Source organism: Bradyrhizobium sp. AUGA SZCCT0283, assembly GCF_018130385.1.
Taxonomy (GTDB): Bacteria; Pseudomonadota; Alphaproteobacteria; order Rhizobiales; family Xanthobacteraceae; genus Bradyrhizobium.
This window is the reverse complement of record NZ_JAFCLU010000001.1, coordinates 236,260-249,576: the sequence shown is the minus strand read 5'-3', so window position 1 is coordinate 249,576 and position 13,317 is coordinate 236,260. Positions and strand designations below refer to the sequence as shown.

12 protein-coding genes are annotated in these 13,317 nt (G+C 63.6%); 5 read left to right on the top strand and 7 right to left on the bottom strand.

Going from position 1 to position 13,317, the window contains the following annotated elements; translation table 11 throughout:
- Nucleotides 1-31: 31 nt before the first annotated feature.
- From JQ624_RS01170 to JQ624_RS01160, 3 genes are read right to left on the bottom strand one after another with little or no spacing between them, the layout of a single operon-like run.
- Nucleotides 32-1,390: a sensor histidine kinase gene (locus JQ624_RS01170; protein WP_212417002.1), complete on the bottom strand. Its 1,359-nt coding sequence runs from the start codon at nucleotides 1,388-1,390 to the stop codon at nucleotides 32-34.
- A complete protein-coding gene (locus JQ624_RS01165) occupies nucleotides 1,387-2,052 on the bottom strand; it encodes a response regulator transcription factor (RefSeq protein ID WP_212417001.1) in 666 nt (221 codons plus the stop codon). The genes JQ624_RS01170 and JQ624_RS01165 overlap by 4 nt, the downstream gene beginning before the upstream one ends.
- Nucleotides 2,052-2,345, bottom strand: coding sequence for a PepSY domain-containing protein (locus JQ624_RS01160; RefSeq protein ID WP_249129230.1), 294 nt, complete (start codon nucleotides 2,343-2,345; stop codon nucleotides 2,052-2,054). Before JQ624_RS01160 ends, JQ624_RS01165 begins: the two co-directional genes overlap by 1 nt.
- A gap of 174 nt (nucleotides 2,346-2,519) precedes the next feature.
- Here JQ624_RS01160 and JQ624_RS01155 point away from each other — a divergent pair, with 174 nt between their 5' ends.
- The 3 genes from JQ624_RS01155 to JQ624_RS01145 all read left to right on the top strand — a co-directional run bounded on the left by JQ624_RS01155 (nucleotide 2,520) and on the right by JQ624_RS01145 (nucleotide 3,781).
- A complete protein-coding gene (locus tag JQ624_RS01155; RefSeq protein ID WP_212416999.1) occupies nucleotides 2,520-2,798 on the top strand; it encodes a hypothetical protein in 279 nt (92 codons plus the stop codon).
- A 136-nt stretch (nucleotides 2,799-2,934) separates the two neighbouring features.
- On the top strand, nucleotides 2,935-3,207 hold the full coding sequence (locus JQ624_RS01150) for a PepSY domain-containing protein (protein ID WP_212416998.1): 273 nt from the start codon (nucleotides 2,935-2,937) through the stop codon (nucleotides 3,205-3,207).
- Nucleotides 3,208-3,217: 10 nt separating this feature from the next.
- Entirely contained in the window at nucleotides 3,218-3,781 is a 564-nt protein-coding gene (locus JQ624_RS01145; protein ID WP_212416997.1) for a cytochrome b/b6 domain-containing protein, read from the top strand.
- A gap of 55 nt (nucleotides 3,782-3,836) precedes the next feature.
- Here the strand turns inward: JQ624_RS01145 and JQ624_RS01140 are convergent, their stop codons facing one another.
- The 3 genes from JQ624_RS01140 to JQ624_RS01130 all read right to left on the bottom strand — a co-directional run bounded on the left by JQ624_RS01140 (nucleotide 3,837) and on the right by JQ624_RS01130 (nucleotide 10,084).
- On the bottom strand, nucleotides 3,837-6,944 hold the full coding sequence (locus JQ624_RS01140) for an EAL domain-containing protein (protein WP_409334291.1): 3,108 nt from the start codon (nucleotides 6,942-6,944) through the stop codon (nucleotides 3,837-3,839).
- A 182-nt stretch (nucleotides 6,945-7,126) separates the two neighbouring features.
- On the bottom strand, nucleotides 7,127-8,902 hold the full coding sequence (locus JQ624_RS01135) for a bifunctional diguanylate cyclase/phosphodiesterase (RefSeq protein WP_212416995.1): 1,776 nt from the start codon (nucleotides 8,900-8,902) through the stop codon (nucleotides 7,127-7,129).
- Between the two features lie 219 nt (nucleotides 8,903-9,121).
- Complete coding sequence (locus JQ624_RS01130) at nucleotides 9,122-10,084, bottom strand: sensor histidine kinase (RefSeq protein WP_212416994.1); 963 nt, start codon at nucleotides 10,082-10,084, stop codon at nucleotides 9,122-9,124.
- A 189-nt stretch (nucleotides 10,085-10,273) separates the two neighbouring features.
- Here JQ624_RS01130 and JQ624_RS01125 point away from each other — a divergent pair, with 189 nt between their 5' ends.
- Both JQ624_RS01125 and JQ624_RS01120 read left to right on the top strand, forming a co-directional pair.
- Nucleotides 10,274-11,116, top strand: a complete 843-nt coding sequence (locus JQ624_RS01125) for an SDR family NAD(P)-dependent oxidoreductase (RefSeq protein WP_212416993.1) — start codon at nucleotides 10,274-10,276, stop codon at nucleotides 11,114-11,116.
- 13 nt (nucleotides 11,117-11,129) lie between these two features.
- Entirely contained in the window at nucleotides 11,130-11,627 is a 498-nt protein-coding gene (locus JQ624_RS01120; RefSeq protein WP_212416992.1) for a cupin domain-containing protein, read from the top strand.
- A gap of 201 nt (nucleotides 11,628-11,828) precedes the next feature.
- Here the strand turns inward: JQ624_RS01120 and JQ624_RS01115 are convergent, their stop codons facing one another.
- Complete coding sequence (locus JQ624_RS01115) at nucleotides 11,829-13,205, bottom strand: cytochrome P450 (RefSeq protein ID WP_212416990.1); 1,377 nt, start codon at nucleotides 13,203-13,205, stop codon at nucleotides 11,829-11,831.
- Between the last annotated feature and the right edge of the window lie 112 nt (nucleotides 13,206-13,317).

The window sequence follows — 13,317 nt, the reverse complement described above, 5'->3', positions numbered from 1 at the left end:
ACTGCGGGCCGCGGGCTCACACAGCCGCCCGTCATGCGAGCGCTTGGTTGACTGCGGGCTGGAGAGTGGCGCGCAGCCCGCCAAGTTCGGAAGTGCCGAGGCTCAGGGTCCAGCCATAGGCCTCGACGACGTCCTGGACGATCGCGAGACCGAGCCCGGCGCTGCCACGCTGGTCGAGCCGTCCACCGCGGGCGAGCACGGTTGGGCGCATCGCCTCGGGAATCCCGGGGCCGTCATCATCGACGGAAATCTCCCGGCCGTCCGCAGCTGCGGCGATCCAGACGCGATGGCGGGCATGTCGGGTCGCGTTTTCGAGCAGATTGCCCAGCGCCTCCGCAAGATCGGAGCGCTCAAACGGCACCATCACCGGGTCGGCTATGGTGATTTCGAAGGCGGTTCGAGCGCCTTCCGGCGTCCGCGCCAAAGTCGTGACCAGCGATCGGACCAGCGGCGCAAGCGCCGTCGCATGTGGCTCGGAATAACGGATACCGCGCAATCGGACCCGCGCGAGTTCCCGATCGACATGACGGCGCATGGCGCCGATCACCTCATCAATGCCATCGGCGATTTCCGGCAGGCCTTCGCTGCGCAGCCGGCCGGCATCCGCCGCGAGTGCGGCAAGCGGGGTCTTCAAGCCATGGGCGAGATCGGCCGCGCGGTGACGGGAGCGCTCGACCTCCCCGGCGCGGGCAGTCAGCAGCGCGTTGACCTCATCGACCAGCGGGCGGACCTCGTCGGGCACGCCGGCTGCGAGCCGCAGCTCGCGGCCCGCGCGGATGTTCGCGATGCCCCGGCGCAGCACGTCGAGTGGACGAAGGCCCAGGCCGACCTGGACGGCAGTTGCCGCTGCAAGCACGATGCCGAGCAGGCCGAGCGCGATCGCGAGATCGGTCGCAAAAGCGGTTGTCGCCGCCGCGACATGCGCGGCGTCGACCGCGACCGCGACCGTCAGCGGCGTCTCGCGTCCATTGATGTCGAGCCGGATCCGGCGCTCGGCGATCAGCACAGGCGCATCGGCCGGACCGACCGCCACATGACGATGCACTTCGCCGGCCGCGGGTTCATCCTTCGGCAGCACCAGGGCTGCATCCCACAGCGAACGCGAACGGAGCGTTTGGCCACGGTCATCGGAGATTTGCCAATACAGCCCCGACAAAGGTTCGAGAAAGCGGGGATCTGTGGGGCCGCCGGTCACTGCGAGACGCCCGTCGGTGCTGACATCGAGATCGGCCAGCAGCTTCTTCAGATGGACGTCGAGATCCTGCGATACGGTCCGGCCGACATGACGCTCGAACAACAGCGTCAGGCCCAGTCCGGCGAGCGCGAGCGCAAGCACGATTGCCGCGATTCCGCCGGCGATCAGGCGCAGCCGCAACGAGTTCCGGCTCATCCAGCCTGCTCCGGAATCACGTAGCCGAAGCCACGCCGGGTCTCGATCAGATCGACGCCGAGCTTGCGGCGCAACCTGCCGATCAGCACTTCGATGGCGTTGGTGTCGTGGCCGTCGGCCGTGCCATGGATATTCTCGCTGAGTTCAAGTTGCGATACGACGCGTCCGCGCTCGTGGATCAAATAGGCAATGACACGATATTCGAGCGCCGACAGGTTGAGCGGGACGCCGCGGACACTGACTTTCATCTGCCGCTCGTCGATGGTGAGATCGCCAATCGTCACAACCGAGGAGGCCCGGCCGGCTGAGCGGCGCAGCAGCGACCGCAGCCGCGCCAGCAGCTCCTCCATTTGAAACGGCTTCGGCAGATAATCGTCGGCGCCGGCATCGATGCCGTCGACGCGCTCGCTCCAGCTCCCGCGCGCTGTCAGGATCAGAACGGGAGTGGTTCGTCCGCTCGCCCGCCAGCGCTTGAGCACGGCCAGGCCGTCCATGCCGGGCAGGCCCAGATCAAGGATGATTGCGGCGTAGTCCTCCGTATCGCCGCGAAACCATGCGTCTTCACCCTTGCTCTCGCGGTCGACCACGTAGCCCGCAGCCGCCAGCGCGCGTTCGACGTCGGCGGCTATCTTGCGGTCGTCCTCGACAAGCAGTACGCGCATTATTTCTCCTGGATGCGACCGATTTCGCCGGTCGCCGCATCGACATGAACCTTGAGAAGACGCCCTCGGGCGCCGACGATCCGGAGTTCGTAGGTCAGCCGTCCACCCTCGCGTTCGATCTTGACGCCCGCGATCTCGCCGGGAAGCTTGTCGCGCACCGCCTGCAGGATTTCCGCGAGCGACTTGATCTCGCCGCGCTCGACGGCTTGCCGCGCCACGTCATGGTCGCGATGATCGTCGGCCTGGGCCTCCGCCGCGACGACCGCCAGTGCCGTCACCAGGCCAATGGCCATCCTTCTCAAGTTCAAGTGCATGGCTGGACCAGATCCTTTCGGATTTCACAAGGGCACAGGCCGCCTGACAATTCGCTGACATCGGCCAACAGGTCGCTGTCAGCGCTGTCCTCCGATAGTGCGTCCCGTCGCTGGCCGGATAGGCGGCCGGGACGCAAGTCAGGAGAAACCACTATGCGCAAGACAATCATGCTCGGCACCCTCATCGCCCTCTTCAGCGCCGGAGCGCTGGCACACGCCCGGGATGCCACCACGACCGAGCCGGGAGCCGCTACCGAGGCGACCCGGCCTGCCGTGCGTGACCAGGATGACGCCCGCGAGCGTCACCATGAATACCGGTCTCGTCGCGGACACCACGAGGCCCGTCATGGCGGCCGCGAACATCATGACGAAGCCCAGGAACGCCACCACGAACGCCACCACGAGAGCCGGGAACACGGCTGGCGCCGCTGATCGCCATCGCAATGAACCTACCGATGGGACGCCAGAGGCTCGATGACATGGATCAAAAGCGCCCCATCGGATCGCTCACCCCGCTTCCACCCCGGCGCAATGCCGCATCGGACAGGCGCCAGCTACGGAGATTCCCATGACCAGAACCGCATTGCTCGCCGTCAGGATACTGCTCTCCACCGTGACTCTCGCCAACGCCGGCAGCCTCGGACGTCCCTGCACCACGACGCCGCAGAATCAGTGGCTGTCCCTCGACGCTCTCCAGGCCAAGGTCGAGGCGCTCGGCTACAAGGTTCAAAAAGCAAAGCTCAAGGCCGCTTGCGGTGAGCTCTATACCATCGACAGGAACGGCGGCCGGGTCGAACTATTCGTCGATCCGACCTCAGGCGCCATCGTCGGCAAGCTGTAGTGAGCCAGCCATGACAGTCACACAGAATGGGATCGCAGCCGGCGGCGCGTCGCCGCCGGCAACGGTAAGAGCGTGGGATCCGTTTGTACGGGTATTCCACTGGACATTGGTGACACTCTTCGTCATCGCCCTTGCGACCGGCGACGAGGTCGAGCGCGTGCATATCGCCGCCGGCTACGGCATCGCAATTCTGCTGGGGCTTCGGCTGATCTGGGGTGTCATCGGCCCGCGCAATGCGCGGTTCGCAAGCTTCGTCAGATCGCCGCGCGAGGTGTTCGCCTACATTCGGGATGTCGGGAATCTCAGGGCGCCGCGCTATCTCGGCCACAACCCCGCAGGCGGTGCGATGATCGTTGCACTGCTCGCCGCATTGATGGGAACCGCCATCACCGGTTACATGATGACGACCGATGCCTATTGGGGCGCCAAATGGATCGAGAAGCTTCACGAGGCGCTTGCCTATGGCACCCTGGCGCTGGCCGGTCTGCACGTGCTTGGCGTAGCGCTCTCGAGCTTCCTTCATCGCGAGAATCTGGTGAAGGCGATGTGGACCGGACGCAAGCGGCCGCTGTGAGCGATGGAAACGGGCGGCAGCGGCGATATCTCGTGCAGGCGAACCGTTGGGCTCGTCAGGCCACGGCCGCCGCCGTCTCCAACCGCGCGCCCAGCAATCGCCTCGCCTCGGCCGCCGGCTTCGGCGCGCTGAACAGATATCCCTGCATCTGGGTGCAGCCGAGCTGCCGCAGCATCTCGCGCTGCTGTTCGGTCTCGACGCCTTCCGCGGTCGTTGTCATGTGGCGGGCTGCTGCGATGTTCACCACCGCCTGCACGATCGCGGCCGAGCCGTCGACCTCGATGTCGCTGACGAAGCAGCGGTCGATCTTGATCTTGTCGAACGGGAACCGCTTCAGATAGCTCAACGAGGAAAAGCCGGTGCCGAAATCGTCGAGCGCGATGCGCACGCCGATGGCGCGGAGCTGATGCAGGATTTCAAGCGCGGTTTCGTCGTCATGGATCAGCACCGCCTCGGTGATTTCGATCTCGAGCCGGTCGGGCGGCAGACCGGAGGCGGCAAGCGCGCCGGTGATCCGCAGCGCCAGCGTATGCGACTTCAACTGGATCGGAGAAACGTTGACGGCGAGCCTGACCCGGGACGGCCAGCCGGCCGCCTCGGTGCAGGCGGTTTGCATGACCCAGTCGCCGAGTTCGTTGATCAGGCCGGTGTCCTCGGCGACCGGAATGAATTCCGCCGGCGAGATCATGCCGTGTTCGGGATGACGCCAGCGCAAGAGCGCCTCGCAGCCCGTCACCTCGCCGCTCGCGAGATCGAGCAACGGCTGATAATGGATTTCGAAGGCGCCATCGGCCAGCGCCTGCCGCAGATCCTGCTCCATGGTGAGCCGCGCCTTGGCGCGAGCGTCCATGGCAGGCTCGAAGAAGCGATGGATCCGGCGTCCCTCGGCCTTGGCGGCGTACATCGCGAGGTCGGCGTGCTTGATCAACTGGTCGAGTTCGGTGCCGTCCTCCGGTGCGAGCGCGATGCCGATGCTGGCGTCGGTCGAAAGATGATGTCCGAGGCATTGGTAAGGCCGGCGTATCCGCGCGTAGATACGGGTCACGAATTCCTCGACCTCGGCGCGGCCGCCGACCGCGGTCTGAATCACCGCAAATTCGTCGCCGCCGAGGCGGGCGATGAGATCGCCCGGCTTGGTGCAATCCTTGAGGCTGGCCGCGACCGCCTTCAAGAGTTCATCGCCGACATGGTGTCCAAGCGAGTCGTTGATGCCCTTGAATTCGTCGATATCGATATAGAGCAGCGCGAACTGCTGGCCGCTGACGGCCTTGCGAAGCTCACGCTCGATCTGCTCGCGGAACAGCACCCGGTTCGGAAGGTCGGTCAGCGCGTCGTAATGCGCCAGATGCGCGATCTTCTCGTTGGCAAGCCGGCGCTCGGTAACGTCGTCGACGACGTTGATGATGTAGCGCGCCTGACCCGCCGCATTGCGGATTCCGAGCCGCCTGGAGGTGATGTAGCGAGGGCCCATCGCCTGGGTTTCCCAGACGTGCTCGTCCTTGAACAGGCCGTCGGGAGATTGCAGCGTCTTCTCCTCATCGGCCGCGATGAGCTCGGCGGCGGCTTTTGGAAAGATGTCGTGCGCCGTCTTGCCGATGATCAGGTCGCGCGAAATGCCGAACTGGGCTTCCGCCACGCGGTTGACCAGCAAATAGCGCCGGTCGTGCACGTCCTTTACGGTGATCTGCGAGGGGATATGATCGATGATCTGACTCAGGAAGGCGTAGTTGCGGTCGCGCTCCTGCTCGAGATTAAGCCGCTCGGTGATGTCTTCCATGGTGGCGACCCAGCCGCCGTCCGCGAGCGGTCTGCTGACGGCGAGGAAGGCGCGTCCGTCCTGGCACTGCATGACGCTGTGGGTGACCTGACCGCGCGCGACGTTTCGCATGACAAGGGAGCAGAACGCGTCGACGTCGCCGTCGAACGATCCGTTGTCCTTGCGATGCTGCATCAGGTCGCGGAAGTGGCAGCCCGGCTTCACGATGTCGGTCGACAGGTCGTGCATTTCGATATAGCGCCGGTTGAAGGTGACGAGGCGCGCCGAGGCGTCGAACGTCACCAGTCCCTGGATCATGTTGTTCAGCGCGGTGTCGAGTCGGCTTCGTTCCGCTTCCAGCCGTTGCTGCGCTTCACGGCTTTGCCGGGTTATCTGCCTGATGATCAGGAACAGGATCAAGGCGATCACTGCCGCAGCTAGCGTCGCCGCGATGACGAGCAACCGGGTTTGTTCGCGCCAGTCGGCGAGCGCCGCGGCAACCGTGTTGGTCGCGACCACCACGCCCGAATAATGCGCGAGCGGAGCCGCAGATCCCAGCCTGGCCGTCTGGTCGATCGGGCTTTGTACGCGCAGCGTCTGCTGGGCGCCCCGCTCCCGGACCCGCTGCAGCAGCGGCGCCTTCGCGAAATTTTGGCCGATCAGGTCGTCGACCCGCGGATAGCGCGCCAGCAGGGTGCCGTCGGCATGAAACATCGAGATGGCGGCGCCCGTTCCGAGTGCCACGGAAGCGAAGAATTTTTCGTAGTTGGCGGGGTTGATGCGCCGCGTCATCACGCCGAGGAAGATGCCGTCTTCGCCGCGCAATCGGTGGGCGATGACGGAATTCAGATTGCCGGTGAGATAGCTGCGAACCGACTCGGTCAGGATGGACGGCGATCGCGAATCGAATTTGAAGCTCTTGAAGTAGGCCCGCTCGGAAATGTTGAGGGGTGGCGCCGGCAGCGGCCCCGACCAGCTGATCATGTCGCCATTGGAATCGAAGATCGAGATGTCGCCGAGATAGGAAAGGACGCCCGCCTTGGATCTCAGGATCTCGTGTGCTTTGGAGCTCGCAGCATGTTTCCGGAATTCCTTCTCCGAGGCGATGCCGGAAATTTGCAGCCGGGAGATCACGTCTTCGGCGAGCGTGTCGGAGTCCTCGAACTGCTGGTCGAAGTGACGGGCAAGCAGGAGGACGGTATTCTCCAGCTCGCGTTCGCTGTTGAGAAGCGCGCGCTCGCGGAATTCACCGGTCATAATGATGGTGCCGACGAAAATCGCCGCGACCAGCAGACCGCCGCAAAGGGTCAGCCACAACACCGGGCCCCGGATGGTCGCGGCAAGGTGCCGCCCGGTGGCTGCGGTTCGGGCCTTCATGCCGTGCAGGTGCTGGAACAGACCGCGCATTCTCCCTTCTCCCGGGAACATGCATACGATGGGCAAATGCCATAAGCCGTTAGGAAATCCGGTTACCTAAGGCTTAATCGCGTGTCCTTCGGGCGCGATCGCGTGAAGAAGCGGTATTCGACTGCTTCTGGCATTCTGTCGGTGGAAATGAAGCGCCCGTCCGCGGCAAGCGGCTCACCCCCTCAGCGGCGATAACCGCCGGCGCGCGAATAGGTGGGACGGTTTTCCTGTGCCGGCCGGCTGGCCAGGCTGGCGCGCGCCTCGCTGGCGCGCGGAGTCGCCAGCTTGAGGTCTTCCAGGAAAGTCGGCCTCGAGAAGTAATAGCCCTGGGCGTAACGGATCTTGGTCGCGGCCTGCAGATAGGCCAGTTCCTCGAAGCTTTCGAGCCCTTCGGCGATCACGGTCATGCCGAGCGCTTCGCTCAAGGACTCGATCGCCCGCAGGATGCCCTGGCTGCGCGGACGCTTATGGATGTCGGTGATGAAGGAGCGATCGATCTTGATCTCGTCGGCGGTGATGTCGGCCAACGCCGACAGCGACGAATAGCCGATGCCGAAATCGTCGATCGAGATCTTGACGCCGAGCTTGCGGAAGATCGGCAGGATCTCGTCCTGGAAATGCGTCTTGGTGACGAAGGCGTCTTCCGTCACCTCGATCATGAAACGCGTTGGAAATCCGGTGGCCTCGATAGCCTGGGCGAACGGTCGCATGAATTCGGGTTTGCCGGCCTGCTTGGCTGCGACATTCATGCTGATCGTGGTATCGGGGCCGAAGGTTTCGTTGATCAGGTCGATCGACTTGACGATCTCCGCCAGCACCAGATGAGTGAGTTCGTCGATCAGGCCCAGTTCGGTGGCAAGGTTGATGAAGGTGCTGGGGGCCTGAATCACGCCTTCATCGTCGCGCAGGCGCACCAGCGCCTCGACGCCCATGATCTCCTGGGTTCGGATATCGACCTTGGGCTGGAAGGCGCAGCAAAAGCGCTTTTCCAGGATAGCCAGCCGCAGCGATTGCTCGATCTTCATCCGCGCCAGCGCCTCGCGCTCCATGCTGGCATCGAAGAACGCCGCGGCGCCCTTGCTGCCGTTCTTGACGCGGTACATCGCGATGTCGGCGTTCTGGCGCAGCACCTCGTAGCTGCGCCCGTGCTCGGGATAGAGACTGACGCCGATCGAGGTCGAGGCGAATATCTCGGATTGGTCGATGAAGAACGGCGCCTTCAGCCGCTGCAAGATGAAGTGAATGTACTCTTCGACCTCGGCGTCGCTCTGGATCGGGTTGAGCAGCAGCACGAACTCGTCGCCGCTGATCCGCGACAGGATGTCGGATTCGCGCAGGTCCAGCCCCAGCCGCTTGGCCATCTCCGCCAGCAGCGCGTCGCCGACCGCATGTCCGTAATAGTCGTTGATGTGCTTGAAATTGTCGATGTCGAGAAACGCCAGCGCGAAGCGGCCCTGTCCATTGTCGTATTTCAGAAGACTGTTGACGCGATGCTCGATCACGCGCCGCGTCGGCAGGCCGGTCAGCTCATCGTAATAGGCGGAGCGGAACAGGTGATCCTCGAACGACTTCTGTTCGGTGATGTCGGTCGAGCTTGAGATCAGCAGATTGCGCCCGGCGACCTGGACGGGCCGGTGCGAGGTGAGAAACACCTGCTTGGCCGGACCGCCGGAAATGGCCTCTTCCAGCACGGCCGGGCGGCCGGCACGCAGTAATTCGAGGCAGGTTTCGCGGCGATCGCTCAGTTGCGAGGCCGACGCCGCCGCGGCGGCCGCCTCCAGCAGGGCCGTCGCGGCATCGTTCATCAGCACGAACTCGCCGTGCTCGTCCTGAACCGTCACGCTGGCCGGAAGCAACCTGAAGACATCCCGCAGGATGTTTAATTCGGATTCAAATATGCTTTCATCACCGGCTTGCGTCGCCGCCGTCTGAAAGTCGCGCTTGTTGGGACTATGCATGCCACGGAGCTTGGCAAAGTCCCTTGTAGCATTGGTTAAGCGGAACTGCGAAAAACCGTAACAACCGTAGAAGTCGGCGATTTCCAGTGGCATTGGACTTGATCGTCATTAACAGAATGTCAACGCGGACGGAGAGGGCCGCATGCAAGGCCGATGTCGTTTCACGTATTTTAGGGAGCGCGACGGAGATTCTGCGTCGGGACTTCGCTGGAAGACGCTCTAATTCGCGGGAATCCGGCATTGCATCGTGCAATGCACGCCGGTCTTCAGGAATCGGATCTCCGTCTTGCCGTCGAAAGCGCGAAGCGCCGATTGCAACAGTTTGGTGCCGAAGCCCGCCGGGCCGACATTTTCGACCACGGGACCTTCCGTCTCATCCCAGGTGACGTTGAGGCGATTCTCCGACACCGACCACGACACCTGCAACAGCCCGCGCGCCGACGAAAACGCGCCATACTTGCCCGCATTGGTGGCCAGTTCGTGAAAGATCAGCGCCAGGCTGACCGCCAGCTTGGCCGGCAGGAACAGTGGATCGCCGTTCAGATTGAACCGGACATGGCCGTACGGCCCGAGTTCTGAATGCAGCATATCCTTGATGTCGCAGCCGCTGCCGTCCAGCCGCGCGATCAAATCGTCGGTCGCCGACAGCGCGCGGAGGCGGCGATCGATGCTGCCCCAGATTTGTGGCTGGTCCTGCAGGACCTGGTGCAGCACGGCGTGGATCGTCGACGTCTTGTTCTTGAGCCGGTGCTGCAATTCCTCGACCAGGAGCTTGCGGTATTCCTCTTCCCTGATCAGGCGCTTCGAATTTTCCCGCAGTTGCGCGACGACCGTTCGGTAATGCTCGACGCCCCAGATGGCGAACCCGCAAACCGCCCAGAACATCAAGAGCAGTGCAAGCCGCGCGGAATCGGCAACAGCGCTACTGAAATTGACGGCGACGCCGAGCGCGCCTCCCGCGATGGCCGTCGCGATCCCGATCCGGGCGCCGCCGATGGCGGCGGCCAGGAACACCGCCGGAAAATAGGGCGTAAAGAATACGTCGGGACGGATCTGGGCTATGCCCCACCGGGCGATTGTCGACAAAACGAGACAGCCGGCGGCGAAAACCGTGCTAAAAAGCAGCGAGGGCTGGGAAATTCCCTGCCAGCCGTGCCTGAACTCGTCGATCAATTTCTTCATCGGGATTGTCACTTCACGTGATCAGCGAATCCAAAATATGGCCGAGCATACCGAAAATCGGGGATTTCGGGCCCGCCGATGGCAGCAAAGCGGCCGAGCGATGGGCGATCGCGATGGAACAAGCTCGCTTGCCTTGTCGGCGAGGGACGGGAATATTGGCGTCAACCGATATCAGTAGGGGGTAACGTGATGGGACGGCTGGACGGCAAGGTCGCGGTCATCACCGGTGCGACGAGTGGCATCGGATTGCACACCGCGGAACTATTCATCGCCGAAGGCGCAAAAATCGTGATCGCCGGGCGCCGCGCGCCGGAGGGCGAGGCGCTGGCCGCGAAGCTCGGCGCTACTTGCATCTTTCGCCAGACCGATGTCACGGTGGAGGAGCAGATGAAGGCGCTGATCGCCCTTTCGGTGGAGAAATTCGGCCGCATCGATTGCCTGTTCAACAATGCCGGCGGCCCGGCGCAAACCGGCGGCATCGAAGGCCTCGAAGTCGAGCGTTTCGACGCCGCGATGGCGACGCTGGTGCGCAGCGTGATGCTCGGCATGAAACATGCGGCGCCCCATATGCGGAAGCAGGGTTCCGGCAGCATCATCAACAATGGCAGCATCGCCGGCCGCCTGGCCGGCTTTTCGTCATCGATGGTTTATAGCGCGGCGAAGGCCGCCGTCATCCATCTCACCAAATGCGTGGCAATGGAACTCGGCGAAGCCAACATCCGGGTGAATTCGATTTCGCCTGGCGCGATCGCGACAGGCATTTTCGGCAAGGCGCTGGGCCTGTCGGTGGAGGCTGCCGAAAAGACCCCTTCTGTCATGCGCGAGGTCTACAAATCGGCCCAGCCGATACCGCGCGCCGGCCTGCCGGAGGATATCGCGCTTGCCGCGGTGTTTCTGGCGAGCGACGAATCCTCCTTCATCAACGGCCACGACCTGGTGGTCGACGGCGCCATGACCGGCGGCCGCAACTGGAGCCAGCAGCAGCAGGGCTATGTCACGCTGAAGAAGGCGTTCGATCAGGGGGCGGGGTAAAGGAGAGACGCAAATGTCTGCAACATTCCGCCTGTCACCGATATCGGAAGGCCGTCCATTCTACCTCGCCATCATCGCCGGCCTCGCCTGCGCCTTCGTCATCGGCAAGACGCTGCCGACAACCATGGACGCGATCTCAGCGGTGATCGAACCGCTATGCGCCAACAGCGCAGCGGGTTCGACACAGGACGTCGTCGAGCCGATCTCATCGCATGCGTTGCCGAACGTGCCGGGCAAGCGCGTGACGATCGTGCGCGTGTTCTATGGCCCCGGCGGGTTCACGCCGGCGCACCGGCATGCCGGTTCGGTCACCGCCTATGTCACCAAGGGTGAAATCCGCTCGCAATTGGCGGGCGGTCCGGTCGAGACGTTTGGGGTCGGGCAGTCTTTCTTCGAGCCGCCCGGCGCCGTGCATCTGGTCTCGGCCAATGCCAGCATGACCGAGCCCGCCGAGTTGATCGCGGTGTTCGTGGCCGACGAGGGCGCGCAGCTCACGACGCTCGTGAAGTGAAGCCCGGACGTAGAGGGTGGGCAAAGGCGCTCTTGCGCCGTGCCCACCATCTTCGACGCTAGCGCATGATCCGGAAAAGTGGGCACCGGTTTTCCGAAAAGATCATGCTCAAATCAGAGAGATAGAGCGGGATGACGATTCGAAGAAAAGTCATCACGCTCTAGCGCAAATGGTGGGCACGCTTCGCTTTGCCCACGCACCTCACAGCGCCTTCAGCACCACGCGTAAACCATCCCGCGGTTTCGGGATGGGCCACATCTGCCAGTCCGTTTTGTAGCCGGGTTCCAGCGACACTTCGAGATTTTGCAGGAAATGCCGCGCAAAACATTTCGCCTGCATGTAGGCGAAATGCAGGCCGAGGCACATATGCGCGCCGCCGCCATACGGCACCCACGCAAAGCGATGGCGGTTGCGCTGCGCTTCGTCAGAGAAACGCATCGGATCGAACTTGTCCGGTTCGGGCCAGATCTCCGGCATATGGTGCGTGAATAGCGGGTTGACGCCGACCAGCGTGCCGGCGGGAACGTCGTACCCCCTGAACGAAAAGTTGCGCACCGCGCGGCGCGGCATCGACGGCACCGGCGGCTTCAGTCGCAGCGCTTCCTTGAACGCCATTTCCGACAGCGGCATCTTCTCGAGATTGTCGATGCTGGAGGGATCGTTGGCCTCGATGCCGAGGCCCTTGACTTCCTCGCGCAACTGCTGCTGCCATTCGGGGTGGGCGGCAAGCTCGCCGACAAAGGAGGTCAGCGACGATGTCAGCGTATCATGCGCCGCCATCATCAGAAAACTCATGTGGTCGATGATGTCCTGGGTCGACAGCAGCGCGCCGTCCTCGTGCGTCGCCTGGCACAGTTGCGAGAACAGGTCATCGCCGCCGCCCCGCGCGCGGCGGATCGGAATCTGCTCGGAGAAGTAGGCAACGATCCGCTTACGGCCTGCAACGCCGCGGCCCATCTGCGTGAACGGCAGCGGCCGCCGGATCGGCGCCACGGCTGCGGCCACCATGTCGATGAAGGCGCGGGTGATCTCGTCGACCTCAGGCCCGATATCGGCGCCGAGGAACGACTTCGCCGCCAGATCGAGCGTGAGCTGCTTCATCGCCGGATACACCAGCATCTCGCCCGGCCGCGCCTTCCACTGTTTGACCCGCGCGGCAATGCCGCGGTCGAGATCGACGAGGTAGGACTTCATCGGCCCCGACTTGAACGCCACCGACAGCGCGCGGCGGTGCAGGCGGTGCTCTTCAAAATCCAGCAGCATCAGCCCGCGCGGAAACAACAGGCCGAGGATCGGTCCCCAGCCATGGGTGGAGGAGAACAGGCGCGCCTGGTCGAACAGCACGAGCTCGTTGGCCTCGGGCCCGAGCATCGTCACGCTGGTCTCGCCGAACAGATGGGTGCGGTAGATCAGACCGTATTTGGCGGCCGACTTCTCAATCTGTCCTTTGGGGTCGGCCAGCACCGCCAGTGTGTTGCCGATGAACGGCCAACCCTCGTTACCAGGAATGTGCCGTAACGCCTTGGGGTTCGGCGGCACCGGGATATTGACGGGAGAAGCAACACTCTGCATCGACATGGCACTTGCTCCGGTTGTGTCTCGGAATCGCGGACATTATCCATCGTATCGGCGGCTTTGTCGCGGACCGAATATCGCGGCGCGCGGCCGTCGCCTGCCCCCCTTAAATAAG

Excerpts from the sequence above, each read along its gene's own strand:
- JQ624_RS01145 (WP_212416997.1), top strand. The coding sequence starts at position 3,218 with ATGACAGTCACACAGAATGGGATCGCAGCCGGCGGCGCGTCGCCGCCG.
- JQ624_RS01150 (WP_212416998.1), top strand. The coding sequence starts at position 2,935 with ATGACCAGAACCGCATTGCTCGCCGTCAGGATACTGCTCTCCACCGTG.
- JQ624_RS01155 (WP_212416999.1), top strand. The coding sequence starts at position 2,520 with ATGCGCAAGACAATCATGCTCGGCACCCTCATCGCCCTCTTCAGCGCC.
- JQ624_RS01160 (WP_249129230.1), bottom strand. The coding sequence starts at position 2,345 with ATGGCCATTGGCCTGGTGACGGCACTGGCGGTCGTCGCGGCGGAGGCC.
- JQ624_RS01120 (WP_212416992.1), top strand. The coding sequence starts at position 11,130 with ATGTCTGCAACATTCCGCCTGTCACCGATATCGGAAGGCCGTCCATTC.
- JQ624_RS01140 (WP_409334291.1), bottom strand. The coding sequence starts at position 6,944 with ATGCGCGGTCTGTTCCAGCACCTGCACGGCATGAAGGCCCGAACCGCA.
- JQ624_RS01125 (WP_212416993.1), top strand. The coding sequence starts at position 10,274 with ATGGGACGGCTGGACGGCAAGGTCGCGGTCATCACCGGTGCGACGAGT.
- JQ624_RS01170 (WP_212417002.1), bottom strand. The coding sequence starts at position 1,390 with ATGAGCCGGAACTCGTTGCGGCTGCGCCTGATCGCCGGCGGAATCGCG.
- JQ624_RS01115 (WP_212416990.1), bottom strand. The coding sequence starts at position 13,205 with ATGTCGATGCAGAGTGTTGCTTCTCCCGTCAATATCCCGGTGCCGCCG.
- JQ624_RS01135 (WP_212416995.1), bottom strand. The coding sequence starts at position 8,902 with ATGCATAGTCCCAACAAGCGCGACTTTCAGACGGCGGCGACGCAAGCC.
- JQ624_RS01165 (WP_212417001.1), bottom strand. The coding sequence starts at position 2,052 with ATGCGCGTACTGCTTGTCGAGGACGACCGCAAGATAGCCGCCGACGTC.
- JQ624_RS01130 (WP_212416994.1), bottom strand. The coding sequence starts at position 10,084 with ATGAAGAAATTGATCGACGAGTTCAGGCACGGCTGGCAGGGAATTTCC.